Source organism: Actibacterium sp. 188UL27-1 (assembly GCF_016901225.1).
GTDB lineage: Bacteria > Pseudomonadota > Alphaproteobacteria > Rhodobacterales > Rhodobacteraceae > 188UL27-1.
Window position 1 is genome coordinate 23,980 of the sequence record NZ_JAFEUL010000009.1, and the last position, 23,180, is coordinate 47,159.

Here is a 23,180-nt window from a genome sequence, read left to right on the forward strand (position 1 = left end):
GCATCGTTCCCCATTTCATCGAAATCAGGGTGCTACCGGGCCGCGCGGGCCCGGTCAACGGCAGATCAATTGCTGGCCGGAAGCCCCTCGGGTTGGCCGACCACGACAAAATGCAAACCCTCGGGGTCGATCATGCGTTTGATGATGGCGTCGATCTCTTCAATCGTGACCGCATCGACCTTCGCATTGCGGGTGTTGACGTAGTCAAGGCCGAGATCCTCCATCTGCATCCCCACCAGAATACTCGCGATCCGCGCATTTCCGTCAAAACGCAAGGGATAGGCCCCCGTCAGGAACGTCTTCACCCGTTCCAATTCCACCGCGCTCAGCCCGTCATCGGCAAGCTTCTGCCATTCGGTCTTTATGACATCGATGGTTTCGGCCACCCGAGAGTTATCGGTCGACACGCCACCGCGCAGCTGGTTGGCAAAATCTTTGGGCGCCAGATATGCCGCAATGCCATAGGTCAGCCCGCGCTTGACCCGCACCTCTTCCATCAGGCGGGACTTATATCCGCCGCCGCCCAAAACCTGCATGAGCAGATAGGCTTGAAAGAAGTCAGGATCGTCCCGTGCGATGCCGTCCTGACCAAATGTCACGACCGATTGCGGCGTGTCGTATGGCACGACGGTGATACCGCCGGTCAGACCAAAATCAACTGTTTTCGGAAACGGCGCGCCTTCGGCCGGCAACTCACCAAACAACTGGTCTAGCATAGCCCCAAGTTGTTCCGCAGAAATGTCACCGACAGCAGCGACATATATCCGGTCGCGCGCAAGGACCCTGGCATGGGCATCAACCAGGTCGTCCCGGGTCAGAGCATTGACGCTTTCCTTGGTCCCGCTTGGATTGCTGCCATAGGGATGGTCGCCAAAGGCGAGATTGTCGAACGTGTTTGCAGCGATCTCCTCGGGATCCTTTGCATCACTTTCGATACCGGACAGGACCTGGGCCCGCACCCGCTCGATCGACGCGTCATCGAAGGACGGCTCCACCAATGATGCGCGCAATAGTTCCACCGCTTCATCCGACGTATCAGTCAGAAATTTGGCCGAAATGGAGATGGCGTCATCATAGGCCTGGTAGCGAATACTGGCGGCCAACTCCTCTCGTTTGGCGGCGAATTCCCGTGCAGATAGGTCAGCCGCGCCTTCTTCCAGCAGGCCCGCCATCAGATTGACGGCACCGCGTTTGCCTGGCGCATCAAGGGATGTGCCACCGCTGAACCGGATCTCCAGTGCAACGAATGGGATCGATGGTTCATTGACCAACCATGCGGTGATCCCGCCGGGCGACGTAACCTCCTGAATATCCACGGCAGCGCGGGCCGAGGTGGTCGCCCCCAAAACGGCAGCACAGATCAAAAAGATGCGGATCATTGGGTCACCTCCTGAGCGCGCGTGACAAAACCTGTCACTGAGCGATCTCGATCAAACAATTCGGCAGCTGCGGTCATCACATCCTCTGGCGTCACCGCCTGCAGAACGTCCGGCCAAGCCTGTACATCCTCCACGGTCAGACCAGCGGTGAGCCCTTCGCCGTATCGGCTGGCCCGTCCCTGTAAGCTATCGAGCGCGTAAATCTGCCCCGCTTTGATCTGGGTCTGGATCCGTTCAAATTGATCTGTATCAATGCCGTCCGCCATGAACTCTGCCAGCACTTGATCCAGATCCTGCTCCGCCTCTTCGAGCGACCGTCCCGGCACGGGCACGACAACCAGGCCAAAGGCTGTCTCATCCAAGGCAAGGCCATCATAAAACGCTGACGTGTAAACGGCGTTGCGGCTTTCGAATTCCAACTTCTGCCCCATAACGGATGTGGCGGACGAGCCGCCCAACAGATCGGCCAAGTAAACCAAAGCTGCTGCCTTTTCCTGCGCACCGGGGTCACGCTCGGGTGCGAGATAACTCCGTACCAGGTAATCTTGCGATACACGCGGATCGGAATACCGCAACCGACGCTCGGCAAGTTGTGGCGGCTCAGACGGGCGCGCGCGCTCCACAATGGCAGGATTTGCTTCGATCGGGCCATAATGCGTCTCGGCCAGGGCCCGCACCTCATCAGCTGTTATATCGCCCGCAACCACCAGAATGGCGTTGTTTGGCGCATAATGCAGCTCGTAGAAGTCCAACGCGTCTTGCAGACTGAGCGTCTCCATTTCATGACGCCAGCCAATAATCGGCCGACCATAAGGGTGGTTCATGTATTGCGCGGCACGTTGTTGTTCATTGAACAGGGCCCCCGCACTGTTATCCGTCCGCTGGTTGCGCTCTTCCAGTATGACATTCCGCTCCGGCAGCACGACGTCTTCGGTCAGAACCAAATTCTGCATCCGGTCCGCTTCCATCTTCATCATCAGATCCAAACGGTCAGCCGCGACCCGTTGGAAATATCCAGTATAATCCCAGGAGGTAAATGCGTTATCGGACCCGCCGTTTTGTTCGACAATGTCGGAGAATTCGCCTGGAGCCAGGCTTTCGGTGCCCTTAAACAGCAGATGTTCCAGAAAATGGGCGATGCCGGATTGACCGGGTGCCTCATCTGCAGCGCCCACGCGGTACCACACCATATGCACAACAACGGGGGCGCGATCATCCGCGATTACGACCACATCCATCCCGTTTTCGAGAGAAAAGGTTGTCACGCCTTCTTCGGCGGCTTGGGTCAGGTTGGGGGCAACCACCGCAGCGGACAGAATAACCGCACGGAAAAAGGGACCAAACATCACAACTCCTCTGATCAGTTCGGTCTTAAGCTACATCACACGGGCGCGGCTTCAAGAAATCATACAAGGATGTGAGAAGTGTTAGCGTGTGGCGGACTCTTTGGGTGGCGCGCCAACCGTACGGATACCGGCGCGACGGAAACGTTCCAATTCGGTGAATTTATCCAGCGATTGGTCCCGGTAAGCCCTGTAATAGGTCGTAATATTGAACACACGTTCCAACACCCGACCTTGCCGTTTGCGGCGAAATTCCAGATCAGACGCGGCCAGTTCCTGGCGGATCGTCGGGCGTACACCATACCGTGTAGTATGGTTCAACAGCGCCCCGTCTGACCGAGGCACGCCGCCAGCACGGATCCTGGCGGGATTGCCGCCAAGGGCGGCAACGGCATCGGCTTGCGGCGTAGGATCAACACGATTGGCCTGGCCCGGTGTCGGTGGCGGCAGGGTTGTGGCGAGGCTATCGGGGATCTCAAGCGGTTTGGTGGGCAGAATGGCAAATTCATCTGGCGTGTTCTGGCCTCGGCGGATATTGATAAGATCAGGATCCGCTTGCTGGCCGCCACAGGCCGCCACGACCAAAGCAGTGACCAAGGCGATCACAATACGCCCTGTCCGAACTGTCATACCTGCCTCCATTCGTACCACTTCGCCTGTCTTAACCCACATGAGCCCACGCGTCACGCCGCCTTTTTCTCGCCTGTAAACAGCGCAATGCCAATGGCTCCCGCAAAAATAAAGATATCCGCGACATTGAAGATGTAGGGGTTCGAGATCCCGCAGCAGGACATGTTCAGAAAATCCAGCACGCCGGGATGAATCACCCGGTCCAGCGCGTTGCCCAGCGCACCGCCAACGACAAACCCCGCTGCGATAAACTGGATAGGGCGGTCAAAACTGCGCGACGCCCAGAGTACCAAAGCGGCAGAAATCACGACCGCCAGCCCAATCAGCAACCAGCGCGCATCAAAGGGCAGCCCGGACAAGAGGCCAAAGTTGATGCCAGTATTCAGACCTTTGCGAAGGACCAGCAGCGGCGGAAACACATCGACATCACCCTCGGCCAGCGCCAGTCCATATATCGCCCCGTATTTCGTAACCTGATCCAGCACGAAGGCGACAATAGCAGAGATCCCTAAAAGCCGCATCTCAGTGTCGGAAATGCCGCTGACCGGTCAGGACCATCGCCAGACCGGCGTCATCTGCGGCGGCAATCACATCTTCATCACGCATGGATCCGCCCGGCTGAATGACCGCCACTGCGCCCGCTTCTGCCGCAGTCAGCAAACCATCGGCGAACGGGAAAAATGCATCGGATGCAACAACCGAACCCTTGGTCAATGCCGTATTCAGACTCAGCGCATGGGCCATGTCCTGCGCCTTGCGCGCGGCGATGCGCGAACTATCAACGCGGCTCATCTGCCCTGCCCCGATACCAACGGTGGCACCATCCTTGGCATAGACGATGGCGTTTGATTTCACATGTTTCGCGACGGTCCATGCAAATAGCAAATCGGCCATCTGCGCGTCATCCGGCGCTTTTCGCGTCACCACGTTCAGGTCACCCAAATGGCGATGGCCGACATCTTTATCCTGAACCAGATAACCTCCAGCAACCTGCTTAATCGCAATCGACGACTGTCGCGGGTCTGGCAAAGCATCAATCGTCAACAGGCGCAGGTTTTTCTTCTTTGCAAATATATCGCGTGCCTCCCGATCAGCCCCGGGTGCCACAACCACCTCTGTCAGAATACCGGTAATCGCCGCTGCAGTTGCACCGTCCAGCGGCTGGTTCAAGGCGATGATACCGCCAAAGGCGCTGGTCCGATCGCAGTCAAACGCCCGCCGATACGCCTCTGACAGCGTCGTGCCAAGGGCGACCCCACAGGGATTGGCATGCTTGATGATCGCACAGGCCGGGCCATCCACAGGGTCGAACTCTGCCACCAACTCAATCGCGGCGTCGGTGTCGTTGATATTGTTATAGCTCAGCGCCTTGCCCTGGTGCTGTACAGCCGTGGCGACCCCGGCCCGGGCCGAACCATCGGTGTAGAATGCAGCGCCCTGGTGGGGGTTCTCACCATATCGCATTTCCTGGCGCAGAACGCCTGCAAAGGCCCGCCTGCGTGGCTTCGCCTCCTCCAGCGCGCCAGCCATCCAGTTGGACACTGCCGCATCATAGGCAGCTGTTCGGCCATAGGCGATCTGCGCCATCTTCTGGCGAAATGGCAAGGTTGTGCCACCCGCAGCCACCTCAGCCAGTACCGCTTCATAATCCTCCAAATCCACCACGACGCAAACGTCGCCATGGTTCTTGGCCGCCGCACGGATCATCGCGGGCCCACCGATATCTATGTTTTCAACGCAAGTGTCGTAATCACTGCCTTTGGCGACGGCATCTTCGAACGGATAAAGGTTCACCACCAGCAAATCGATGGGCTGAATCCCGTGGGCCTCCATCGCGGCGACATGATCGGCATCACCGCGCTGCGCCAGCAAACCGCCATGGACATTGGGGTGCAACGTCTTGACCCGGCCATCCATCATCTCCGGAAATCCGGTCACCTCGGCGACGTCGCGCACGGTCAAACCCGCGTCACGCAGCATGGCGGCCGACCCCCCTGTCGACAACAATTCGACCCCCGCATCCGCCAGACCCCGTGCCAATTGCACAAGCCCGGTCTTGTCGGACACGGATAGCAGCGCGCGGCGAAGGGGTGTTCGGGTCATAAACAGGCTCCGATCAAGTCAATCAAACGTGGCCGCTGTTATCGACACTTCCTCATCGACAACATCGCGGATCGCCTGCGGGGTATCCTGTGCCTTGGCCAAGGTCCAGCCGATCTGCCGACCAAAATCCATAACCCGCCCCGACAGGACGATCTGGCGTGTGGCCCGCGGTTTCAGCCTGTGCTGCTCTAAGTAAACCGACGGTTCCAGCGTCAGCTCCGCTGCGCCGTCATGGCGAAACACCCAGATCTCGCCGCTTTTGAGCGCGAGGGACACCGCGGTGCCGCCCATATCCTCTTTGGGATCCACGTCCGGATGCAAATGAAACCGGACAGAAAACGCCACACCTTTGAGCTGAACTTCGGTCATGACCGCCTGAAATCTGTTGCGGTCCTCCTCGTTCAGCGCACCCAACGTGTCTTCTCCCGCAAGGCTGCGCCCGTCATCCGACAACAGCAGATTGCGCACATGGGACAACCCGTGGGAGGGCACATAACCATCATGGCTCAGCAGAACCTGGGTACCATCGGCCACCCGGCGGGTCTGCATAGATACCTTGGCGGGTACATCCAGCAGAACCTCTCCGCCGTCATTTTCAGGGTTCAATCGGCTGGACGATATCCCCTCGATCCCCAGCGTTGTATGGGTCGGGGTCGCACGCCCGGCACGGCGCCATGTTTCGCCAAACGTAGCCCCAGAGCCGCAATTCACGATCAACGGACGCCGCCCCGATGTCAGCTCAAATGCCAGGGTCGAGGCATGGGCATTGATGCTGGCGGGCCCCGAGGGTGGCACCGCTGCATCAATAATCACACTGGTGCGTCCGGCCGTCATGCGCGCAAAGCCCATGGCCAACTGATCCTTTGGCACCACAGATTTGACGCCCACACTGACCAAGGCCGCATCCAAACGGCCATCCAGAGCCCGCCCGCCGCCATGGTAGCGCGCCAAACCGCCATCCGTGTGCCGGAGCGCGCGCAGGGTCGGAGCGATCCGCTCCAACGCCGTTTTCAGCGCCGGATCCGGTTGTCGTTCGACATCGCGCAGCGCCTGTGCCGCCCAAGACAATAGCGTGAAAACCTCCAACAGGTCTTCGGGATTTCGGGACGGAATGCCACCCTGACCGCTTATCTGGCTCTCGCATTCCCGGTTTAGGGCACGCAAGGCGGGAACCACCCGTCGCTCCATCCCGGTGAGCGCGAGCCCGGCATAGATCAGGCCTACCAGCGCCTCGAACCGTTGCAATCCCGGTGTCGTCGCCTGCCATCTGCGGCTCAAAAATATCGTCTGCTGACCCAGCGATGTAAAGAAGGCCCGCGACTGTTCAGGCGACCGTCCGCGCAGCAAAAGGACGGCATGGTTGATCAATCGGATCAGACGTCGCCCCGTCAGGTCCGGCGTCCAGCCGGGTCCGGTCCCATTGCCAAACCGGTCGATCCAGTCCCATGTCCAGTCCTGGGCGGCAAACCGCGCGCGACCATCTCCGAGCGCCGCCAAATCATCCAGCCAGCCAAAGCTGTTCAGCGCGATCTCAAAGCTTTCACCTGGCATGGGCAGGTCCCAGATCGGCGTATGGGGTGCCTCGACCAGAAATCCCGCAAACAGGTAATTGCCCGCCATCAACTGCCGCCCCCGCGCAATCGATCCGATGGTCCGCGGTTCGGGTGTTGAGACAAATCCTGTCGCCGGTCGCGCCCGGGCCGCACGCCATGCCTGAAACCGGTTCATCCGGCGCCTGCGCTTTTCCGCGCGACTAAGAAGAGGGGGCGGGCTGCCTGCCATTTGGCGTTGTCTCTTGGTGGACGTCTTGAGCGCAAATCATAGCCTTGCACCACAGCGGTGTCACCGCTTTAAATCATGATGTTGTGGTCTCGCGCCGCAAAACCGCAATGAAAAATCCGTCCAGACCGCCAAGATCGGGCCAAAGGTCTGGTGTCAGGCGCAAACCGCCATCTTTAGCGCGCCACTGCTCCGGCAAATCGGCCATGGCCAATTCATCGATCCGCAGGCCTGCATGCCGGTCAAGCGCGGCCGCCAGTTGCACCTCGCCTTCTTGCGGCAACAGGCTGCAGGTACAGAAAACCAGACGTCCGCCGGGGGCCAGCCAGGCCACAGCCCGATCAATCAACTGCGCCTGTAATTCAAATAGCGATTTAAAGGCCGTGGCATCTTTTGCAAACGGCAGATCCGGATGTCGGCGTAAGGTACCCGTGGCCGAACAGGGCGCATCCAGCAGAATGGCGTCAAACGGCAGCTCCGGTTCCCAATGCAGCGCGTCGGCAGTTATGACATCCGCCGATAATCCCACGCGGTCGAGGTTCTGCTGAACCCGTTCCAGTCGCGGGCCGGACATATCCAGCGCCGTGACTTTGGCACCGGCAGCGGAAAGTTGCATCGTCTTGCCGCCAGGCGCGGCACAAAGGTCCAGCACCCGCTCACCCGCGCCCGCGGCCAATAACGTGGCTGGCACGGCGGCAGCGGCATCCTGAACCCACCACGCCCCGGTTTCAAATCCAGGCAAGGCCGAAACCTGGACCGACCGTGCGATCCGCAAGCTGCCCGTCGGTAATATCTCTGCCTCCAGCGCCTCGGCCAACGCCGCCCGCTGCGCCGGATCCCTTACGGTCAGGTCAAGCGGCGCGCCTGCTTCATGGGCTGTCTCCATCCGGGCGACATGGGCATTGCCATAGGCCGCCGATAAACGCCCCCGCAGCCAGTTGGGCAATCGTGGTGCAGCCGCAGCCGCCCAAGGCGCCCGATCCGCCTCTGCGACCTTGCGCAACACCGCATTGACGAATGCCGCCGCGCCCGGTCGGCGTTGCCGGGCCAAGGCGACCGCAGCATTCACCACACCATGGGGGGCTTCATCCGCTCCGATCATCTCTGTCACGCCCAGCTGCAGGATCAGCCTCGCCAAGGCAGCCGGTGGGCGCTGGAGGTAGGGTTTCAACATGGCATCGGCGCGCGCGCGCTGTCGTAATGTCTGCACCGCCAACCGTTGTGCCGCGGCTTTCACCGCAGGCGGATGATGGGCAAAGACCGGATCCGCCACCAGGTCAGACAGCATCCGCCTTTCTTCGATCACCCCTTGCAGCAGATCCAACGCCGCAGCCCGGGGGGCGAGGCCGATCTGCTTGTCATTCTGGGCCATCTTGACACCTCCCGTTGCACCTCCACCCGCGCGGCGTATATCACACCCACCAAACCCTCAAGGAGAGACCATGGATCCGAATGAGACCGCCCGCCGTGCCCAACTGCCCAAAGCGGCCCAGCGCGCCTTGGCAGAGGCCGATGCCAGAAAAAAGGAGAAGCCGGCCGAAGATCGACCGGTTGAACTGGGGGGCCGGGACGGATTGGACCCTGCCCGTTATGGCGATTGGGAAAAAAAGGGCATCGCGATCGATTTCTGACGGCGATGAACGGTCTATGCGTCAGCGCAATCTAAGATCCGCCGACCGTCCGGCTCCCCGATCGGATGTGAAGCGCAAGGTCGAGCCGTTGACCTGAACCTGCTGGCAATTGAAGCCCAGATCCCGCTTGCCCCAGAACAGGTCGCGGCAGAAATAGCCACCCTTCCAGCTCCAGTCGCCGCTGACATCGCGGCCAAATCCACGGCCCGCAATCGCGCCGCCGGGGCTCACGGCGAGCTTGATCCCTTGGCGCGTCAGGTGACGACCCGAAATCAAAGAAACAAAATCGTTTTTGTTGGTCACAGTCGTGAATTGGTCTGCCCAAGCGGCAGATGACAAGGGCAGCACAGACAAGGCGGCGCAAAGGGCAATAATGCGGAGCATGGCAACAGTCCCGGTGGTTGACATCACAGCAAATACGCGGCGCCGCTTTGGTCGGATCATGTTGCCCGGTTTGTTTCAATCATTCGTGATCAAATGCTACAACCCGAGTACATCCAGCATTGAATAATGCCCGGGTTCCTGCTGAAGCCCCCAAGAAGCGGCCTTCAGCGCCCCTTTTGCGAACAAAGCACGGTCACTGGCGCGGTGGCTCAGCACGATGCGTTCCCCGGGACCGGCAAAAATCACGTCATGTTCACCAATAATATCCCCCCCCCGGATAGCGGAAAATCCGATATGCCCGGTTGATCTGGCCCCGGTGATCCCGTCCCGCGCAGCATCATAGACGTCGCGTAGATCAATCTGCCGTCCGTCAGCGGCAGCTTCTCCCAGCATCAATGCGGTGCCTGATGGGGCATCAACCTTGTGGCGGTGATGGGCCTCGACCACTTCGATATCGAAATCATCGTCCAGCGCCGCCGCCACCTTGCGGGTCAGTTGCACCAAAAGGTTTACGCCAAGGCTCATATTGCCGGCCCGCACGATAACGGCGTGGCGCGCAGCGGCATCGACCTTGGTCAGATCGTCCTCTGTCATCCCCGTCGTGCCAATAATGTGAACGGCGCGCGCCTGCGCGGCCAGCGCAGCAGTGGCCACGGTCACGTCCGGCGCCGTGAAATCGATGATGATCCGCGCCTTTGTCAGCGGATCCAGCAGATCATCGGTCACCGCAACACCCAAGGCTGTGCCCCCCATGGCGACGCCGACATCTTCCCCAAGCCAATCATGACCCGCGCGCTCAATCGCGCCAACCAGCCTCAGCTTGTCGCCTTCGGTGATCGACTGGATCAGCATCCGCCCCATGCGGCCAGACGCTCCCATCACCGCGACACCGGGTTGTTCCGCCATGCTCTCCCCCATCCTTGGATCAACGCTCCCTTATCGCGCCGTCCCGTCAAAGGTAAAGGTCCGCTTGCACGCTCCCCGGGCAAGGCTTAATTGAACAATCATGGTTCGCAACAAATTCCATACCGGCTCTGGCCCCTCGCAACGGCAATTGCGGGTTGGGGAGTTGATCCGGCGCACCCTGTCCGATGTTCTGATGCGCGGCGACATCCATGACCCCGACCTGAACCGCATGTCAATCACTGTGGGAGAGGTCACGACCTCTCCCGACCTGCGTATCGCAACCGCCTATGTTCTGCCTCTTGGCGGAGACGGCGCCGACGAAGCTCTCGACGCGCTGCGCCGCAACCGCCACGAATTGCGCCGGGCGGTGTCCAAGAACCTGACACTGAAATTTTCACCCGAACTGCGCTTTGCTACGGACGAAACGTTTGACCGTATGGATGATACCCGCCGCATGTTTGCGGATCCCGACGTGGCACGCGATCTGCACCCGTCCGGCGACCAAGATCCTGACGACAGTGTGGCCTAAATTATACGCCGTCCTGGCCGCGCTCGCATGGCCACAACTGGCACTTGCCAACTGCTCACCCATTGCGTTTGACGGCGTGCCGTTCACGATCTGCTCCTACCCAACCAAGAACGTCGATCTGCGACTGTTTCACCGCGGCAGCAATGGCAATGCCTTCGGCTCATTCCGGGCCATTGACCGGATTCTGAATGCTGATGGCAAGGCGCTCATCTTTGCGATGAATGCCGGCATGTTCCATGATGACCTCAGCGCAGTGGGCCTTTACATTGAGGAGGCCCAGCAATCGGCTCCCCTTGTCAAACGCGCAGGGCCAGGCAATTTCGGCCTTCTGCCAAACGGCGTCTTCTGCATTGGCAAAAATGGCACAGCGACGGTGATCGAGACACTGACCTATGCAAAAGACACGCCAAGCTGCCGCTTTGCCACCCAATCTGGCCCCATGTTGGTGATCGACGGAAAACTGCATCCCCGGTTCATACCGGACAGCGACAGCGTGAATATCCGCAACGGCGTGGGCGTCAGCGCGGACGGGGCCCTTGTGCATTTCGCCATTTCTGATGCTCGCGTGAACTTTCACCATTTCGGCCGCTTGTTCCGCGATATGCTGGATACGCCCAATGCGCTTTACCTGGACGGCAAGGTTTCTCGATTGCATGCACCTGATTTGCGCCGATCCGACCCCGGCTTTCCCATGGGTCCCATCGTCGGAATCGTTGACACCGCCCCCTGAGGTTTACCGCGGCTGTCAACCTGCGGCGCAGCCCGCGATATCCACTGCTTGACTGGTGCCGATCACCGTAAATCTTAGGCGGTCGCGGTTCAGGGCAAGCGCCTCACCGGCGGGTGGTACCAATTCTGTTTCGGTGTATAAAACGTCACCCTTGCGGCGCGCCTTGGGCTCGGCCACCCAAATGCGTGGATCATGGGTTTCAACCAGCACAACCTCCGATGGGCTGATCTGCGGCATCGTGATCTGGGCCGACAGCTTGATACCATCGCGCGTTGGGCTGATGGCACAGACCACGCGCGATACACCCGCCCGGTCCGCGGGAACCGGCAAGGTCGCCAGCGCCTGATGGATATTCAGATCTGACTGCCCCTTCCCGTCCAGCTGCGTATCAAGTTTCAGGGTCATCGGCACGCACACAACTTCGCACACGCCCACATCTATCCGACCCTTCAACCGCACCGGCTGCGATGGGTCTCTCGGTACCACGGTCAGCGGCAAAACGACATTGCGGCTATAACCGACCGTACGCATTCCGTTTGTGTTGTAAACCGAGGGCGAGGGCCAATGCACCTTGACACCTTTCAAGTTCTTGGACCCGCGCCACGAAAACTGTGGCGGGATCCCCGCATCCCCCGGTGATCGCCAATAGGTCTTCCACCCCGGCGCTAGGCTCAGATGCAGCCCCGACATGCGGTTGCCCGTCTTGGTCTGCCAGCCAGGTAACACCCGGACGGAGATCAGGTCGTCCGGCAACCCACCTCCGGCCTTGGCCATAACAGGCGACAAAGCGGCGATAACAGCAACAACAGGACAGGCGAAAGATATGAGGCGACGAAAAGACATGACCGCTGTCGTACCTGCCCCACTGCTCTGGGGGAAATCACATTCAGGCGACACCATGTTACCGGATCTGCCCTTGAAAAGCCGCATAGCTGTCAACGCGCCACGGCTCTACCTGCCCGGCCCCAACGGTGTTAGTCAACGCCCATGCTGAATTTGCCGGATCGCTCCACCGCATATGTCACCTGCTACACTCTTTTGGCGGGTCTGTGCGGTGCCGCCTTGGGCAAGGCGCTATCCCTGCCGCTCTATCCCCTGATGGGGCCGGCTATCCTGATCAGCCTCCTGGCCCTTACGCAAATCCGGTTTGTGATTTGGACCCCCATTCGTGATTCGGCCTTTCTGCTGATCGGCATCACCATCGGAGCGGGGTTTGACGGGCAGGCAACGGGGGCCATGCTGCGATGGCCGCTGGCCTTTGCGGCCCTGGCTGGGTCATTGCTGTTATCCCTCGCCCTATGCAGTGCGGCCCTCATCCGGATCTTTCGCTTTGATCCGCGCAGCGCGGTGCTGGCCGCGACACCGGGCCATATCAGCTACGTCTTGGGACTGGGCGCCGCACTGGACCTGAACACCACGCGGATTGCCCTGGTGCAATCCATGCGACTGCTGGTTCTCACCCTTTCCGTTCCATTCATCGGCCTGGCGCTGGGGTTTGAACTGGATCCGACTGTTCTGGGCGGTGACACGACGATGCCACTGGCACAGGTCGGCGCCCTCTTTCTGGTGGCGATCGTTGCGGGGCTGACCTTGACCCGGCTCAAGGTTCCGGCCCCCTTCTTGATCTCCGGCATGGGGGTCACTGCCCTATCCCAACTGTCGGACTTCACCGCAGGCAGCGTCTCCCCCGCAATCAGCATTCCATGCCTCGCTGTCATGGGAACATTGATCGGGACCCGGTTCACCGGCGTAACGCTCGCGCAGCTTAAATCGACCCTTGCTGCCGGGCTGGCCGTCACCCTTGTCACGGTCCTCGTTGCCGCGCTGGCAGCCATTCCGGTGGCCTATGTGATCGGAATGCCGCCCGCCCATGTGGTGGTGGCGTTTTCCCCGGGCGGGCTGGAAACGATGGTCGCCATGGGGGCTGTTCTGGGCGCAAATCCGGGCTTTGTCGCCGCATGCCATGTCGGGCGCTTGTTCTTACTGGCCTTTCTGGTGCCGCTGATCACAGCCCGACAGGCTGCTGCGCTACCGTAAGAAAGACACATCTCCGGCAACGGTGTGGCCTTTCATCCCAGCGATGCAGATCTTACTTGAGGTAGATGCTGCAACACAGCAATTTGGATCCCATGGAGTTGACAGGACAATTCTTGGTGGCGATGCCCGGCATGGGTGATGCGCGGTTTGAAAAATCCGTCATCCTTTTGTGTGCCCATTCGCGTGACAGCACGCTGGGCCTGGTGATCAACCAACCTGCCGTCGATCTCTCCTTTGACGATCTGCTGCAACAGATTGAAATCACGTCAGTAAAAGAACGCCCCGGCGATCTGGCCAAAACACCCATCCATATCGGCGGACCTGTGGAACATGGTCGCGGCTTTGTTCTGCATTCCAGCGATTACACTCAAAATGAATCTACTCTGACCGTCGGCAAGGATTTCGGCATGACCGCCACGCGCGACGTGCTGGAGGACATCGCCAATGGCCGCGGGCCCAAAAAGCGGATCCTGTGCCTGGGATATGCCGGATGGGGCGCGGGTCAGTTGGAGGATGAAATTGGCCGGAATGGCTGGCTCACCACCGAGGCAAACCCAGATATTGTGTTCGAAGCCCCTAACAACACGAAATGGGAGGCTGCGTTGGCGACACTGGGCGTTGATCCTCTGACCCTGTCCGCAGCCGCAGGTCGGGCCTGATTTCCAACAATTTTTCCTGTAATCTAGCCGTGTCACCATCTGGTTCGGCGCGCGCGGATCGTATGGATTTTTGAACCGCTAAAATTCGTCAGGTCATTTTTGTGCGTCATCCTGTCCCAGATTGAATTTTTGTTGCGCTGCACCTGCAAACGCCCTATCTCCACCCCAACACATAGTGAAGGAATGAATCATGCCCCATGATGGACAGGACCTGACCCAAACCAACATGTCCAACCCCATCCTTGATGATCTGTTGGGCCTGACTGGTGCGGCGCTCGCCCCCTTGTCTGAACTGGTCGCAACCGCCAAGGCGCGGATTGGCGAATGGGCGATGCAGGACGGTCGCGTTTCGGGCGCCGCCTTGGAAGAAAACCAAACCGCGGCCCATGGTCTGGCTTGGCTCGCCACTTATTCCGAAAGCCTGCACCAGATGCAGGTCTGGGCGGAAAGGCTGGCAGCCGAGGATAAATTTGGCGAAGTCGAACAGCTGATCCACCAGATCGCCTTTGGCGAATACCTTTGGCAGGTCTATGGCGGCCTCCCCATAAGCCAGACCGAAATCCTGCGCCCCCAGGACATGGGCCTGACCCAGGATGACCAACGTGCATTGATGGCGCCCGCGGTCATGACCCTGACGCAGGCGGGAAATACACAGGCGGCGCGGACCCGCCTTGTCGAATTGATGCAAGACCAGGTCGCAAACGCCACGGTCGGCGCCTCGGGCCTTGACGATGAGCTTGAGATGATACGGGAGCAATTCCGCCGCTACGCCATCGACAAGATCGCGCCCAACGCCCATGACTGGCACCTCAAAGACGAACTCATCCCGTTGGAGGTGATCAACGAACTGGCCGAAATGGGCGTGTTCGGTCTGACCATCCCCGAAGAATTCGGCGGCCTTGGCATGTCCAAAACCTCCATGTGCGTGGTGTCTGAGGAATTGTCCCGCGGTTACATCGGCGTGGGCTCCCTGGGCACACGCAGCGAGATTGCAGCCGAATTGATCCTGTGCGGCGGCACCGATGCACAGAAACAGCACTGGCTGCCCGGCCTCGCTTCGGCTGAGATCCTACCGACAGCGGTGTTTACCGAACCCAATACGGGGTCAGATCTGGGCGCGCTGCGCACCCGCGCGGTCAAGGAAGGCGAAAGCTACACGGTCACGGGCAACAAAACCTGGATCACCCATGCCACCCGCACCCATGTCATGACATTGCTCGCCCGGACCGACCCTGACACGACCGACTATAAAGGCTTGTCGATGTTCCTGGCCGAAAAAACGCCAGGTGACGAGGCCACCCCCTTCCCGACCCCCGGCATGACCGGTGGCGAGATCGAGGTGCTGGGATACCGCGGCATGAAGGAATACGAACTGGCATTCGACGGCTTTCATGTTGATGGCAAGAATCTTCTGGGCGGCGAAGAAGGCAAGGGCTTCAAGCAATTGATGGAGACATTCGAAAGCGCCCGCATCCAAACAGCGGCCCGTGCCATCGGTGTGGCACAGAATGCGCTGGACTTGTCGATGCAATACGCCCTCGACCGCAAGGCATTCGGCAAACAGCTGATCCATTTCCCCCGCGTCTCGGGCAAGCTCGCCATGATGGCGGTGGAGATCATGGTGGCCCGCCAGCTCACCTATTTCTCTGCCAACGAAAAGGATGAAGGCCGCCGCTGCGATCTTGAGGCCGGTATGGCCAAGCTGCTGGGCGCCCGCGTCGCCTGGAGTGCGGCCGACAACGGCTTGCAAATCCACGGCGGCAACGGGTTTGCCTTGGAATACGAGATCAGCCGCGTTCTGTGCGATGCACGGATCCTCAACATCTTCGAAGGCGCGGCCGAAATTCAGGCCCAAGTGATCGCACGCCGGTTGCTCGCTTAACAGATCATATTGATCGCGTTGGGCCCGGTGCCCACCGCGATCCCATTACACCGTCGCAAACCGATTTTTATGCCGCCAAATGTGATCGCAAACCCAAACGGCTTGAGCCATCAATAGCTCGAAGCATCGTCCAAATCACTGAGGTCTCAGCGGCTGATCCACACAACGTTACAGGGCGCCGGGGGCAGGTCCTTGGTCCCGCGTTTGGCATAGCGCTCGCACAGATACAGCGCTTCGCGTTCGGCGCTCTTGCGGGTCGGCATGTTGTACACATATCCGTAGGCACCACCACCGCTCGCAGCCATGGCACGTTTGCCACTGTAACGGCGACTGCTGCGCAGCTTGGCCAGGTCGGTCGCGGCCTTGTGGCGCAGGGTGCCTTGCGCAGGGCCCGCAAAACCCTCGGGCACGACTGTGGCAATCACGACGCACCGGGGGACCGGGCCATCAGCGCGGCTGGTCTCGCAATAATTCAACGCAAAATCCTGCGCCGTCGCCAGATCGTTGGCATTGTAGAACCAACCATAGGCTCCATCGCGGGAGGCTGCGAAAGCGCCGAAATAGGCGGGCGGGCTGACGAATTCATCGAACGCGTTCTGCTGTTCCGGGCTCAAATCAAAGGGCATGTCAGGCCGCACTTCCGCCGTCTCAGGATACAGTTCGGGAACAGCCTGTTGGGCGGCAGCAGGTACGGCAACCAGCAACAGGGCCAAGGCAGCGGATCTCCACATGGTCAGGCTCCTTCACATTAAATCGGAAATATCGGCGAAACATTGCCGATGACATGGTTTCGATTTAGTTAATGCGAAAGTGAGGCAAATGTTAGGCAACCGTGCGATGCGTATGTATGGTTTGTGCATCGAATGTGCATGGCCTGTGCACCCAGGTTTTGCGCCTCAGCGTGGTGCGGCGGCTCGGCGCAATCGGTCATTGATGGCTTGGCCCAAACCATGATTCGGGATGGGCGAGACGGCAATGGGGCACCCCATGTCGTCCATGCGGTGTAGATAACCAAAAAGGTTCGCAGCCGCCTCAACCAAGTCGCCTTTTGTTGACAAATTTACCGTGGCATCCGGGAGGTTTGGGCCAAAACCCAGCAGGACCTCTTCTGCATAAAGCGCCGTTGCATTCAGGCGCAACGCGGCCCGCGGCGCATAATGCGAGGCAAGCTGCCCGGGCGCTGTAATGGTCACGGTGTCAGGCGTTGGAACCGCCAGTTTCACATGTTTTTCAATGTTTTCCGCCGACAACCCACCAGGTCGCAGCAACTGTGCCGCGCGACCATCGAAGCCGATAATGGTCGATTCCAGCCCGACAGAGCACGGCCCGCCATCCACGATGGCATCGATCTGACCCTCAAGTCCCGCCATCACATGGTCCGCATGCGTTGGGCTGATCCGACCGGAAGGGTTGGCCGACGGCGCCGCGATGGGGCCGTCAAACCTACTGAGGAGATCCTGCGCGACCTTCCCCGCAGGAACGCGGATCGCAACCGTGTGCAGGCCAGCCGTGACAAGATCGGCAATGCCACCATTCGACCGCAGCGCCACGACCAAGGTCAGGGGACCGGGCCAGAAAGCCTTTGCCAATTCAAGGGCTTGCCCCTTAACAACAGCAATGTCGCAGGCCGATGCCAGATCAGCGACATGGACAATCAAGGGATTGAATTGCGGCCGCCCCTTCGCCGCATATATGCCCGCAACGGCCTTTGCGTTTCGGGCATCCGCGCCCAGCCCGTAGACCGTCTCTGTCGGGAAAGCGACCAGTCCCCCGCCGCGCAGCATATCCACCGCATCGGTCAAGCCAGTGCGATCCGGTCGCAGAAGACGGGTCTGTTTGGGCATGGTAACTTGTGACGCTGCGTAGGACTTTTCGCGTGGCAGGGCGCGGTTTAGGGTCAAAATCAAGGTGGTATTTGATAAGCCGCCCTGCGACTTCTGCCAAGTTCCGATTTTCAAGGAGGTTTCCGTGCCGTACCGCGCCCCTGTATCCGAGTTTCGTTTCCTGTTTGACCATGTTGTGGGCCTGTCGCAAGTACATGCGACCCAATTGTTTTCAGACGTTTCGGATGATGTAACGGATGCGATCCTGACAGAGGCCGGCAAGCTGTGCGAAGACATTCTGGCCCCCTTGCAGCGTCCCGGCGATGTGCATCCAGCGCGGCTGGAAAATGGGGTGGTGCGAACGTCCCCCGGCTATGCGGCCGGCTACAAAGCCATTGCCGACGGCGGCTGGGTCGGTATTTCGGCCCGCCCCGACAATGGTGGAATGGGCCTGCCCATGACGGTTACAACGGCCGTGAACGAGATGATGAGCTCCGCCTGTCTGTCCTTGCAGCTCAACCCCCTGATGAGCCAAGGGCAGATAGAGGCTTTGGAAGCCCATGCCAGTGATGAACTGAAGGCGTTGTACCTGCCCCGACTGATCTCGGGCGAATGGACAGGGACCATGAACCTGACCGAACCACAGGCGGGCAGTGACGTCGGCGCCCTGCGCACCAAGGCCGAGCCGAAAGGTGACGGAACCTACGCGATCAGCGGCCAAAAGATCTATATCTCGTGGGGGGACCACGATATGGCCGACAACATTTGCCATCTGGTGCTGGCTCGTTTGCCTGACGGCGTGCCGGGCACCAAGGGGATCAGCCTGTTTATGGTGCCCAAGAAGCTGCCGGACGAGAACGGCAGTCCAGGCATCGCCAACAGCCTGAAAGTGGTCAGCCTTGAGCACAAGATGGGCCTTCATGGCTCGCCCACCGCCGTAATGCAATATGACGCGGCCACCGGTTGGCTCGTTGGTGAACCCCATGCCGGGATGGCCGCAATGTTCACGATGATGAACAATGCGCGACTGGGTGTCGGTGTGCAGGGGATCGGTGTCGCAGAAGGGGCTTATCAGCACGCGCTGGCCTATGCCGCCGACCGCAAGCAAGGCAAGGCGAGCGGATCGGGCGCGATAATCGAACATGCCGATGTGCGCCGGATGTTGACCACCATGAAGGCGGAAACCTATGCCGCGCGTGCCATCGCGTTGACCAATGCTGTCGCCATAGACATGTCCCACGCAACGGGTCAGGCGGACTGGAAATCCCGGGCCGCCTTACTGACCCCGATCACCAAAGCCTACGGGACCGAAGTCGGCATGGAAGTTGCCAATATGGGCATCCAGGTCCATGGCGGCATGGGTTTCGTTGAAGAAACCGGGGCCGCGCAATATGCTCGCGATGTTCGTGTGACGGCCATTTATGAGGGGACGAACGGAATCCAATCGATGGATCTGGTCGCCCGAAAGATGATGGATGGTGGAGAGGCCGCCTTTGCGCTGATCGGCGAGGTGCAGGATGCGGCCGAAGGGGCGCGGGCCAGGATGCCAGCCTTGGCCAAACCCGTGTGGCAAGCGGCAGAGAACCTACGGGAAACCACCGAATGGCTGGTCGCACAGGACATGCAGGACCGGTTTGCGGGCGCAGTGCCGTATCTTGATGCCTTTGCCCGTGTGCTGGGATCGCATTTTCACCTTCTTGCCGCTGGGACGGAAGCCGAAGGCGGGCCGCGCACGGCACTTGCCACTTTTTACATCAAGCGGCTGTTGCCCGAGCATAAGGGTTTGCTGGCCCATGTGCGCGAAGGGGCGGATGGCCTTTATGTGCTGTCGGCCGAAGATCTGGCCGCGTGATGGATGGCACAGCGTCGACCCTGCGCTATCCATGGGAGACGCCGCCAGCAGAGGGGGAAGCGATGGCAATCGCGGACGGCATCTTGTGGATGCGCCTTCCCCTTCCAATGGCGCTGAACCACGTCAATATCTACGCGCTGGATGACGGCGATGGCTGGACCATCGTCGATACCGGCTTCAACTCGACCCGAACGCGGGCGTTATGGACTGATCTGATGGCCGGGCCATTGGGCGGCAAGCCGGTCCACCGGGTGATCCTGACCCACCATCACCCCGACCATGTGGGCCTTGTCGGCTGGTTTCAGTCCAAACATGGGGCAGAATTGGTGACAACGCGCACGGCATGGCTCTTCGCCCGGATGCTGACGCTGGATGTGCAGGAAACGCCTACGGCAGAAAGCCTGAGCTTTTGGCGAAGTGCCGGGATGGCAGAGGAGCTATATGACCAGCGCGCCAGCGAACGCCCGTTCAATTTTGGCGATGTGGTCTGGCCGATGCCACTGGGTTTTACCCGGATCGCCGAAGGCGCCACGCTGCAAGCCGCCGGACGCACCTGGGACATCCGCATCGGCAATGGCCATGCCCCTGAACATGCGACGCTGTGGAGCCGGGATGGCGATCTTGTTTTGGGCGGCGACCAGCTTTTGCCGTCGATCTCGCCCAATATCGGGGTTTATGCCACCGAGCCCGAGGCAGACCCGCTGAGCGATTGGTTGGAAGCCTGTGAGCGGCTGGCGACTTATGCCACGGATGCGCAACTGGTTTTGCCCGGTCACAAATTGCCCTTCACGGGCCTGCCGGCGCGGATGCGGCAATTGATCGACAACCACCATGGCGCACTGAAACGGCTGCTGAACCACCTCAAGACACCAAAAACGGCGCATGATTGCTTTTTGCCACTGTTCAAGCGCGAGATTACAGGCAGCGCCTATGGGTTGGCGCTGGTGGAATCTGTCGCCCACTTGAATCACCTGCACCGGTTGGGCAAGGTTCGTCGAACGCGCCGGGATGACGGCGCCTGGCTGTGGGAGGCGATCTGAGCCATGCAGAACTCGATAGAGACCAGTGCCGAGATGGCGGAAGCAGAAGCGATGCCCAGCGCACATGTGGTTCATACCGACCCGGACGCGCCTGAAACGCCAGAGCAGAAACCTTTGCCAGACGGCATGATGAAGGAGGGAAAGAAACCCTCCAGCCCTGCCGCCTGGGCCTATCAGCGCTTGATCCTTTATGTGAAAAATTTCGAGGAAACGCTGGATGCTGATCACGAGGTCGCCATGGGATTTACCGGGGGTGATGTCGGTGTCATGCGGATCGAGGGGATCGGCTTTTTCGATCCCGATATCCTGACATTTTACGGCAGTGATACATCCGGCGCGCGGACCCAATTGATACAGCATGTCAGCCAGTTGAACGTCATGTTGCGCGCCCTGCCCAAAGAGGTCGACCAGCCCAAAGCCCGCCGTATCGGGTTCAGGCTGGCCGCCGAATTGGACGAAAGCACAAGCTGACTGCGCGCTTTTGCACCCCGTCGCCCGCTTGAGCACCCAGGGCTCCATGCGCTAAGCACCACTGCGATATGTTTTATCAGGGATCCGACCATGGCTGACGACAAACACGAAATTGGCTCGATGAATATCGAAGATCAGGAAAAAACATTTGCCACATTTGTGAAGATCACGGCGTACGGCGTGGTTGCAATTTTTCTGATTTTGATCCTCCTTTACGGGATCAACGGCTGAGGCCTGCCCAGGCCCGGCAGACAAGACTAAGGGGCAGACAGTGAAGCGATTTCTAGTGGCAGTGTTCTCACTGTTAGTGTTGGGTGCGTGTACGGCAGAGCCAACCTGGGCCCCCGAAGAACAGGTGCAGCGCGCGCTTTACAGCCATGCCGGGCCGTCAACGATCACCCTGTTCACGATGGTCAATAATCGCAGCGGATCGGGCGCCCATTCCGGCCTGATGGTGAATGGTGCGCATCGTGTGATATTCGACCCGGCCGGTACGTTTTATCACCCCACCATCCCGGAGCGAAACGACGTGCATTTCGGGATCAAGCCGAATGTGCTGCGGTTTTACCTGGATTATCACGCGCGGGAGACGTTCCACGTGGTCGTCCAGGAAGTTGAGGTTCCCCTCGTAGTGGCGGACCGCGCCTTGCAACTGGTGCAGGAATATGGAGCGGTGCCCAAGGCGATGTGCACCGCTTCCATCACATCCATTCTGCGGCAATTGCCTGGGTTCGAAAGCACACGGTCCACATGGTTTCCAGGCAATGCCATGAAACAATTCGCAAAAGTGCCTGGTGTGAAGACCCGTCAGATCTTCGACGACTCGCCCGACTTCAACAAGGATTTGCCGGGTCAGACCAAACTGAACTGACGCTCGCGGGATGGAGTTACTGTTTTTTCGGCGGCCAACAAACAGGTCCGGGATATGGTTGGAACCTGCGCGTCATGCGACCGAGCTGCGGTCAAAATACCGATAGTCCCACGAGCAAGGCGGCCGCACCGGCGGCAATGGCACCCAGCACATTTTTCGTCACATATCCGACCAGGATCACAACGGCGGCCGCAATCAGCCGTGCCAGATCTGGCGTCCCACCGGTTGCAGGCGGCCACAATACCATGGGAGCGATCAGGGCGGGGATCACAGCCACGGGGGTGTAGCGTAGATATCGCAGCGCCCATTCCGGCAGTTTGCGATCACCGAACAGGCCCAGAAACGAAAACCGGATCGCGAATGTTCCGACCCCCAGGGCCGCGATGATGAACCAGATTGTGGCGTCGGACTGGTTCATGAGAAATAACGGCGCTCAATCTCCGCCCCCGTGACCATGGCCGCAATCGCGGCGATCAGCAGCCCGAAATTGTAAGGCAGGCCCGCGAAAGCCAGCGCCAAAACCACAGCCACCAAGGCAGCGGCGACATGGGCAACCGTTCGCAAGGCGGGTGCAACAAGGGCAAGAAAGGCAATGGGTATGGCAAAGTCGATCCCATATCCGTCCGGCACCGCTTGCCCCGCAAGTGCACCAATGAACGTGCAGATGTACCAAAACGGAACAATCAGCGCCACGACGCCAAAGAAATAGGCCACGCGCGCTGACACGGTCATCTCTGGCTCTTTCTCGAATTTCAGGATCGAGATCGTGTAAGACTGATCAACCAGCATGTAAGCCAGCAAAGGACGGGCCCAGACCGACGCCTGCCCCAAATACGGCTGGAGCGAGGCGGAATACATCGCCATCCGCAGATTCACCGCGAGCGACGTCAGCAGAATGACAAACGTCGGTGCTTCATCCGCCAAAAGCTGCACCGCCGTGAACTGCGCCGCTCCGGCAATGACAAGCACCGAAAACCCCATCACTTGGGCGATGGACAACCCGGCCTCGCTCCCGACCGCACCAAACACCAAAGCGAAGGGCACAACGATCAGAACGAACGGGCCACCATCCAGAAAGCCGCGCCTGAATGCTGATTTGGGTGTGGTCACGGAAGAGGCCTCCGGGTAGGC

The 23,180-nt window shown here is 59.8% G+C and carries 25 protein-coding genes; 11 read left to right on the plus strand and 14 right to left on the minus strand.

Translation table 11 applies throughout. The annotated features are described in order from the left end of the window. Positions 1–65: 65 nt before the first annotated feature. The 7 genes from IU397_RS13020 to IU397_RS13050 form a co-directional block, all read right to left on the minus strand. Positions 66–1,379 (minus strand): pitrilysin family protein, encoded by a 1,314-nt coding sequence (locus IU397_RS13020; RefSeq protein ID WP_204414200.1) that lies wholly within the window; start codon positions 1,377–1,379, stop codon positions 66–68. Next, on the minus strand, positions 1,376–2,725 hold the full coding sequence (locus tag IU397_RS13025; protein WP_204414202.1) for a pitrilysin family protein: 1,350 nt from the start codon (positions 2,723–2,725) through the stop codon (positions 1,376–1,378). Before IU397_RS13025 ends, IU397_RS13020 begins: the two co-directional genes overlap by 4 nt. An 81-nt stretch (positions 2,726–2,806) precedes the next feature. Then, positions 2,807–3,352 (minus strand): DUF3035 domain-containing protein, encoded by a 546-nt coding sequence (locus tag IU397_RS13030; RefSeq protein ID WP_204414204.1) that lies wholly within the window; start codon positions 3,350–3,352, stop codon positions 2,807–2,809. Between the two features lie 53 nt (positions 3,353–3,405). Beyond that, complete coding sequence (lspA, locus tag IU397_RS13035; RefSeq protein WP_204414206.1) at positions 3,406–3,873, minus strand: signal peptidase II; 468 nt, start codon at positions 3,871–3,873, stop codon at positions 3,406–3,408. Between the two features lies 1 nt (position 3,874). Beyond that, positions 3,875–5,455, minus strand: a complete 1,581-nt coding sequence (gene purH / locus IU397_RS13040; protein WP_204414208.1) for a bifunctional phosphoribosylaminoimidazolecarboxamide formyltransferase/IMP cyclohydrolase — start codon at positions 5,453–5,455, stop codon at positions 3,875–3,877. 18 nt (positions 5,456–5,473) lie between these two features. Further along, entirely contained in the window at positions 5,474–7,183 is a 1,710-nt protein-coding gene (locus IU397_RS13045; protein ID WP_204414218.1) for a heparinase II/III family protein, read from the minus strand. Between the two features lie 127 nt (positions 7,184–7,310). Then, complete coding sequence (locus IU397_RS13050; RefSeq protein ID WP_204414220.1) at positions 7,311–8,606, minus strand: RsmB/NOP family class I SAM-dependent RNA methyltransferase; 1,296 nt, start codon at positions 8,604–8,606, stop codon at positions 7,311–7,313. 70 nt (positions 8,607–8,676) lie between these two features. On the opposite strand from IU397_RS13050, the gene IU397_RS13055 reads away from it, so the two are divergent. After that, entirely contained in the window at positions 8,677–8,865 is a 189-nt protein-coding gene (locus IU397_RS13055; protein WP_204414222.1) for a DUF1674 domain-containing protein, read from the plus strand. Between the two features lie 21 nt (positions 8,866–8,886). Here IU397_RS13055 and IU397_RS13060 read toward each other — a convergent pair whose 3' ends face one another. Then, entirely contained in the window at positions 8,887–9,249 is a 363-nt protein-coding gene (locus tag IU397_RS13060; RefSeq protein ID WP_204414224.1) for a dihydrodipicolinate reductase, read from the minus strand. Between the two features lie 96 nt (positions 9,250–9,345). Next, entirely contained in the window at positions 9,346–10,155 is an 810-nt protein-coding gene (gene dapB, locus IU397_RS13065) for a 4-hydroxy-tetrahydrodipicolinate reductase (RefSeq protein WP_204414226.1), read from the minus strand. A 100-nt stretch (positions 10,156–10,255) separates the two neighbouring features. Here dapB and rbfA point away from each other — a divergent pair, with 100 nt between their 5' ends. Together rbfA and IU397_RS13075 are read left to right on the plus strand one after the other, a co-directional pair. Beyond that, on the plus strand, positions 10,256–10,684 hold the full coding sequence (gene rbfA, locus IU397_RS13070) for a 30S ribosome-binding factor RbfA (protein ID WP_204414228.1): 429 nt from the start codon (positions 10,256–10,258) through the stop codon (positions 10,682–10,684). After that, positions 10,674–11,414, plus strand: coding sequence for a phosphodiester glycosidase family protein (locus IU397_RS13075; protein ID WP_370541681.1), 741 nt, complete (start codon positions 10,674–10,676; stop codon positions 11,412–11,414). Before rbfA ends, IU397_RS13075 begins: the two co-directional genes overlap by 11 nt. A gap of 15 nt (positions 11,415–11,429) precedes the next feature. On the opposite strand, the gene IU397_RS13080 is transcribed toward IU397_RS13075, so the two are convergent. Beyond that, positions 11,430–12,188, minus strand: coding sequence for a protein-disulfide reductase DsbD domain-containing protein (locus tag IU397_RS13080; RefSeq protein WP_204414239.1), 759 nt, complete (start codon positions 12,186–12,188; stop codon positions 11,430–11,432). A 213-nt stretch (positions 12,189–12,401) separates the two neighbouring features. Here IU397_RS13080 and IU397_RS13085 point away from each other — a divergent pair, with 213 nt between their 5' ends. The 3 genes from IU397_RS13085 (at position 12,402) to IU397_RS13095 (ending at position 15,992) form a co-directional block, all read left to right on the plus strand. Next, positions 12,402–13,451, plus strand: a complete 1,050-nt coding sequence (locus IU397_RS13085) for an AbrB family transcriptional regulator (protein ID WP_204414242.1) — start codon at positions 12,402–12,404, stop codon at positions 13,449–13,451. Positions 13,452–13,543: 92 nt separating this feature from the next. Then, on the plus strand, positions 13,544–14,110 hold the full coding sequence (locus IU397_RS13090) for a YqgE/AlgH family protein (RefSeq protein ID WP_204414583.1): 567 nt from the start codon (positions 13,544–13,546) through the stop codon (positions 14,108–14,110). A gap of 190 nt (positions 14,111–14,300) precedes the next feature. Beyond that, complete coding sequence (locus IU397_RS13095) at positions 14,301–15,992, plus strand: acyl-CoA dehydrogenase family protein (RefSeq protein WP_204414244.1); 1,692 nt, start codon at positions 14,301–14,303, stop codon at positions 15,990–15,992. Positions 15,993–16,138: 146 nt separating this feature from the next. On the opposite strand, the gene IU397_RS13100 is transcribed toward IU397_RS13095, so the two are convergent. Together IU397_RS13100 and IU397_RS13105 are read right to left on the minus strand one after the other, a co-directional pair. Next, positions 16,139–16,723: a hypothetical protein gene (locus IU397_RS13100; protein WP_204414245.1), complete on the minus strand. Its 585-nt coding sequence runs from the start codon at positions 16,721–16,723 to the stop codon at positions 16,139–16,141. A 165-nt stretch (positions 16,724–16,888) separates the two neighbouring features. Then, positions 16,889–17,836: an L-threonylcarbamoyladenylate synthase gene (locus IU397_RS13105; RefSeq protein ID WP_204414247.1), complete on the minus strand. Its 948-nt coding sequence runs from the start codon at positions 17,834–17,836 to the stop codon at positions 16,889–16,891. Positions 17,837–17,960: 124 nt separating this feature from the next. Here IU397_RS13105 and IU397_RS13110 point away from each other — a divergent pair, with 124 nt between their 5' ends. The 5 genes from IU397_RS13110 (at position 17,961) to IU397_RS13130 (ending at position 22,049) form a co-directional block, all read left to right on the plus strand. Further along, complete coding sequence (locus IU397_RS13110) at positions 17,961–19,667, plus strand: acyl-CoA dehydrogenase (RefSeq protein ID WP_204414249.1); 1,707 nt, start codon at positions 17,961–17,963, stop codon at positions 19,665–19,667. Continuing rightward, the gene (locus IU397_RS13115; protein WP_204414250.1) at positions 19,667–20,707 is read left to right on the plus strand and encodes an MBL fold metallo-hydrolase; all 1,041 of its coding nucleotides are present in this window, start codon (positions 19,667–19,669) and stop codon (positions 20,705–20,707) included. The genes IU397_RS13110 and IU397_RS13115 overlap by 1 nt, the downstream gene beginning before the upstream one ends. A 3-nt stretch (positions 20,708–20,710) precedes the next feature. Continuing rightward, the gene (locus tag IU397_RS13120; RefSeq protein ID WP_204414251.1) at positions 20,711–21,178 is read left to right on the plus strand and encodes a DUF6173 family protein; all 468 of its coding nucleotides are present in this window, start codon (positions 20,711–20,713) and stop codon (positions 21,176–21,178) included. A gap of 90 nt (positions 21,179–21,268) precedes the next feature. Next, positions 21,269–21,409: an aa3-type cytochrome c oxidase subunit IV gene (locus tag IU397_RS13125; protein ID WP_204414252.1), complete on the plus strand. Its 141-nt coding sequence runs from the start codon at positions 21,269–21,271 to the stop codon at positions 21,407–21,409. Between the two features lie 40 nt (positions 21,410–21,449). Continuing rightward, entirely contained in the window at positions 21,450–22,049 is a 600-nt protein-coding gene (locus IU397_RS13130) for a hypothetical protein (protein ID WP_204414253.1), read from the plus strand. A 91-nt stretch (positions 22,050–22,140) separates the two neighbouring features. Here IU397_RS13130 and IU397_RS13135 read toward each other — a convergent pair whose 3' ends face one another. Together IU397_RS13135 and IU397_RS13140 are read right to left on the minus strand one after the other, a co-directional pair. Continuing rightward, positions 22,141–22,467 carry an AzlD domain-containing protein gene (locus IU397_RS13135; protein WP_204414255.1) on the minus strand — a complete coding sequence of 109 codons (327 nt, stop codon included), beginning with the start codon at positions 22,465–22,467 and terminating at the stop codon, positions 22,141–22,143. Continuing rightward, on the minus strand, positions 22,464–23,159 hold the full coding sequence (locus tag IU397_RS13140) for an AzlC family ABC transporter permease (RefSeq protein WP_204414257.1): 696 nt from the start codon (positions 23,157–23,159) through the stop codon (positions 22,464–22,466). Before IU397_RS13140 ends, IU397_RS13135 begins: the two co-directional genes overlap by 4 nt. Positions 23,160–23,180 lie beyond the last annotated feature (21 nt).

Bases quoted from the DNA above. Each gene is read 5' to 3' on its own strand.
- IU397_RS13020 (WP_204414200.1), bottom strand. From the start codon at position 1,379: ATGATCCGCATCTTTTTGATCTGTGCTGCCGTTTTGGGGGCGACCACC.
- IU397_RS13025 (WP_204414202.1), bottom strand. From the start codon at position 2,725: ATGTTTGGTCCCTTTTTCCGTGCGGTTATTCTGTCCGCTGCGGTGGTT.
- IU397_RS13030 (WP_204414204.1), bottom strand. From the start codon at position 3,352: ATGACAGTTCGGACAGGGCGTATTGTGATCGCCTTGGTCACTGCTTTG.
- lspA (WP_204414206.1), bottom strand. From the start codon at position 3,873: ATGCGGCTTTTAGGGATCTCTGCTATTGTCGCCTTCGTGCTGGATCAG.
- purH (WP_204414208.1), bottom strand. From the start codon at position 5,455: ATGACCCGAACACCCCTTCGCCGCGCGCTGCTATCCGTGTCCGACAAG.
- IU397_RS13045 (WP_204414218.1), bottom strand. From the start codon at position 7,183: ATGAACCGGTTTCAGGCATGGCGTGCGGCCCGGGCGCGACCGGCGACA.
- IU397_RS13050 (WP_204414220.1), bottom strand. From the start codon at position 8,606: ATGGCCCAGAATGACAAGCAGATCGGCCTCGCCCCCCGGGCTGCGGCG.
- IU397_RS13055 (WP_204414222.1), top strand. From the start codon at position 8,677: ATGGATCCGAATGAGACCGCCCGCCGTGCCCAACTGCCCAAAGCGGCC.
- IU397_RS13060 (WP_204414224.1), bottom strand. From the start codon at position 9,249: ATGCTCCGCATTATTGCCCTTTGCGCCGCCTTGTCTGTGCTGCCCTTG.
- dapB (WP_204414226.1), bottom strand. From the start codon at position 10,155: ATGGCGGAACAACCCGGTGTCGCGGTGATGGGAGCGTCTGGCCGCATG.
- rbfA (WP_204414228.1), top strand. From the start codon at position 10,256: ATGGTTCGCAACAAATTCCATACCGGCTCTGGCCCCTCGCAACGGCAA.
- IU397_RS13080 (WP_204414239.1), bottom strand. From the start codon at position 12,188: ATGGCCAAGGCCGGAGGTGGGTTGCCGGACGACCTGATCTCCGTCCGG.
- IU397_RS13085 (WP_204414242.1), top strand. From the start codon at position 12,402: ATGCTGAATTTGCCGGATCGCTCCACCGCATATGTCACCTGCTACACT.
- IU397_RS13090 (WP_204414583.1), top strand. From the start codon at position 13,544: ATGGAGTTGACAGGACAATTCTTGGTGGCGATGCCCGGCATGGGTGAT.
- IU397_RS13095 (WP_204414244.1), top strand. From the start codon at position 14,301: ATGCCCCATGATGGACAGGACCTGACCCAAACCAACATGTCCAACCCC.
- IU397_RS13100 (WP_204414245.1), bottom strand. From the start codon at position 16,723: ATGTGGAGATCCGCTGCCTTGGCCCTGTTGCTGGTTGCCGTACCTGCT.
- IU397_RS13105 (WP_204414247.1), bottom strand. From the start codon at position 17,836: ATGCCCAAACAGACCCGTCTTCTGCGACCGGATCGCACTGGCTTGACC.
- IU397_RS13115 (WP_204414250.1), top strand. From the start codon at position 19,667: ATGGATGGCACAGCGTCGACCCTGCGCTATCCATGGGAGACGCCGCCA.
- IU397_RS13120 (WP_204414251.1), top strand. From the start codon at position 20,711: ATGCAGAACTCGATAGAGACCAGTGCCGAGATGGCGGAAGCAGAAGCG.
- IU397_RS13125 (WP_204414252.1), top strand. From the start codon at position 21,269: ATGGCTGACGACAAACACGAAATTGGCTCGATGAATATCGAAGATCAG.
- IU397_RS13135 (WP_204414255.1), bottom strand. From the start codon at position 22,467: ATGAACCAGTCCGACGCCACAATCTGGTTCATCATCGCGGCCCTGGGG.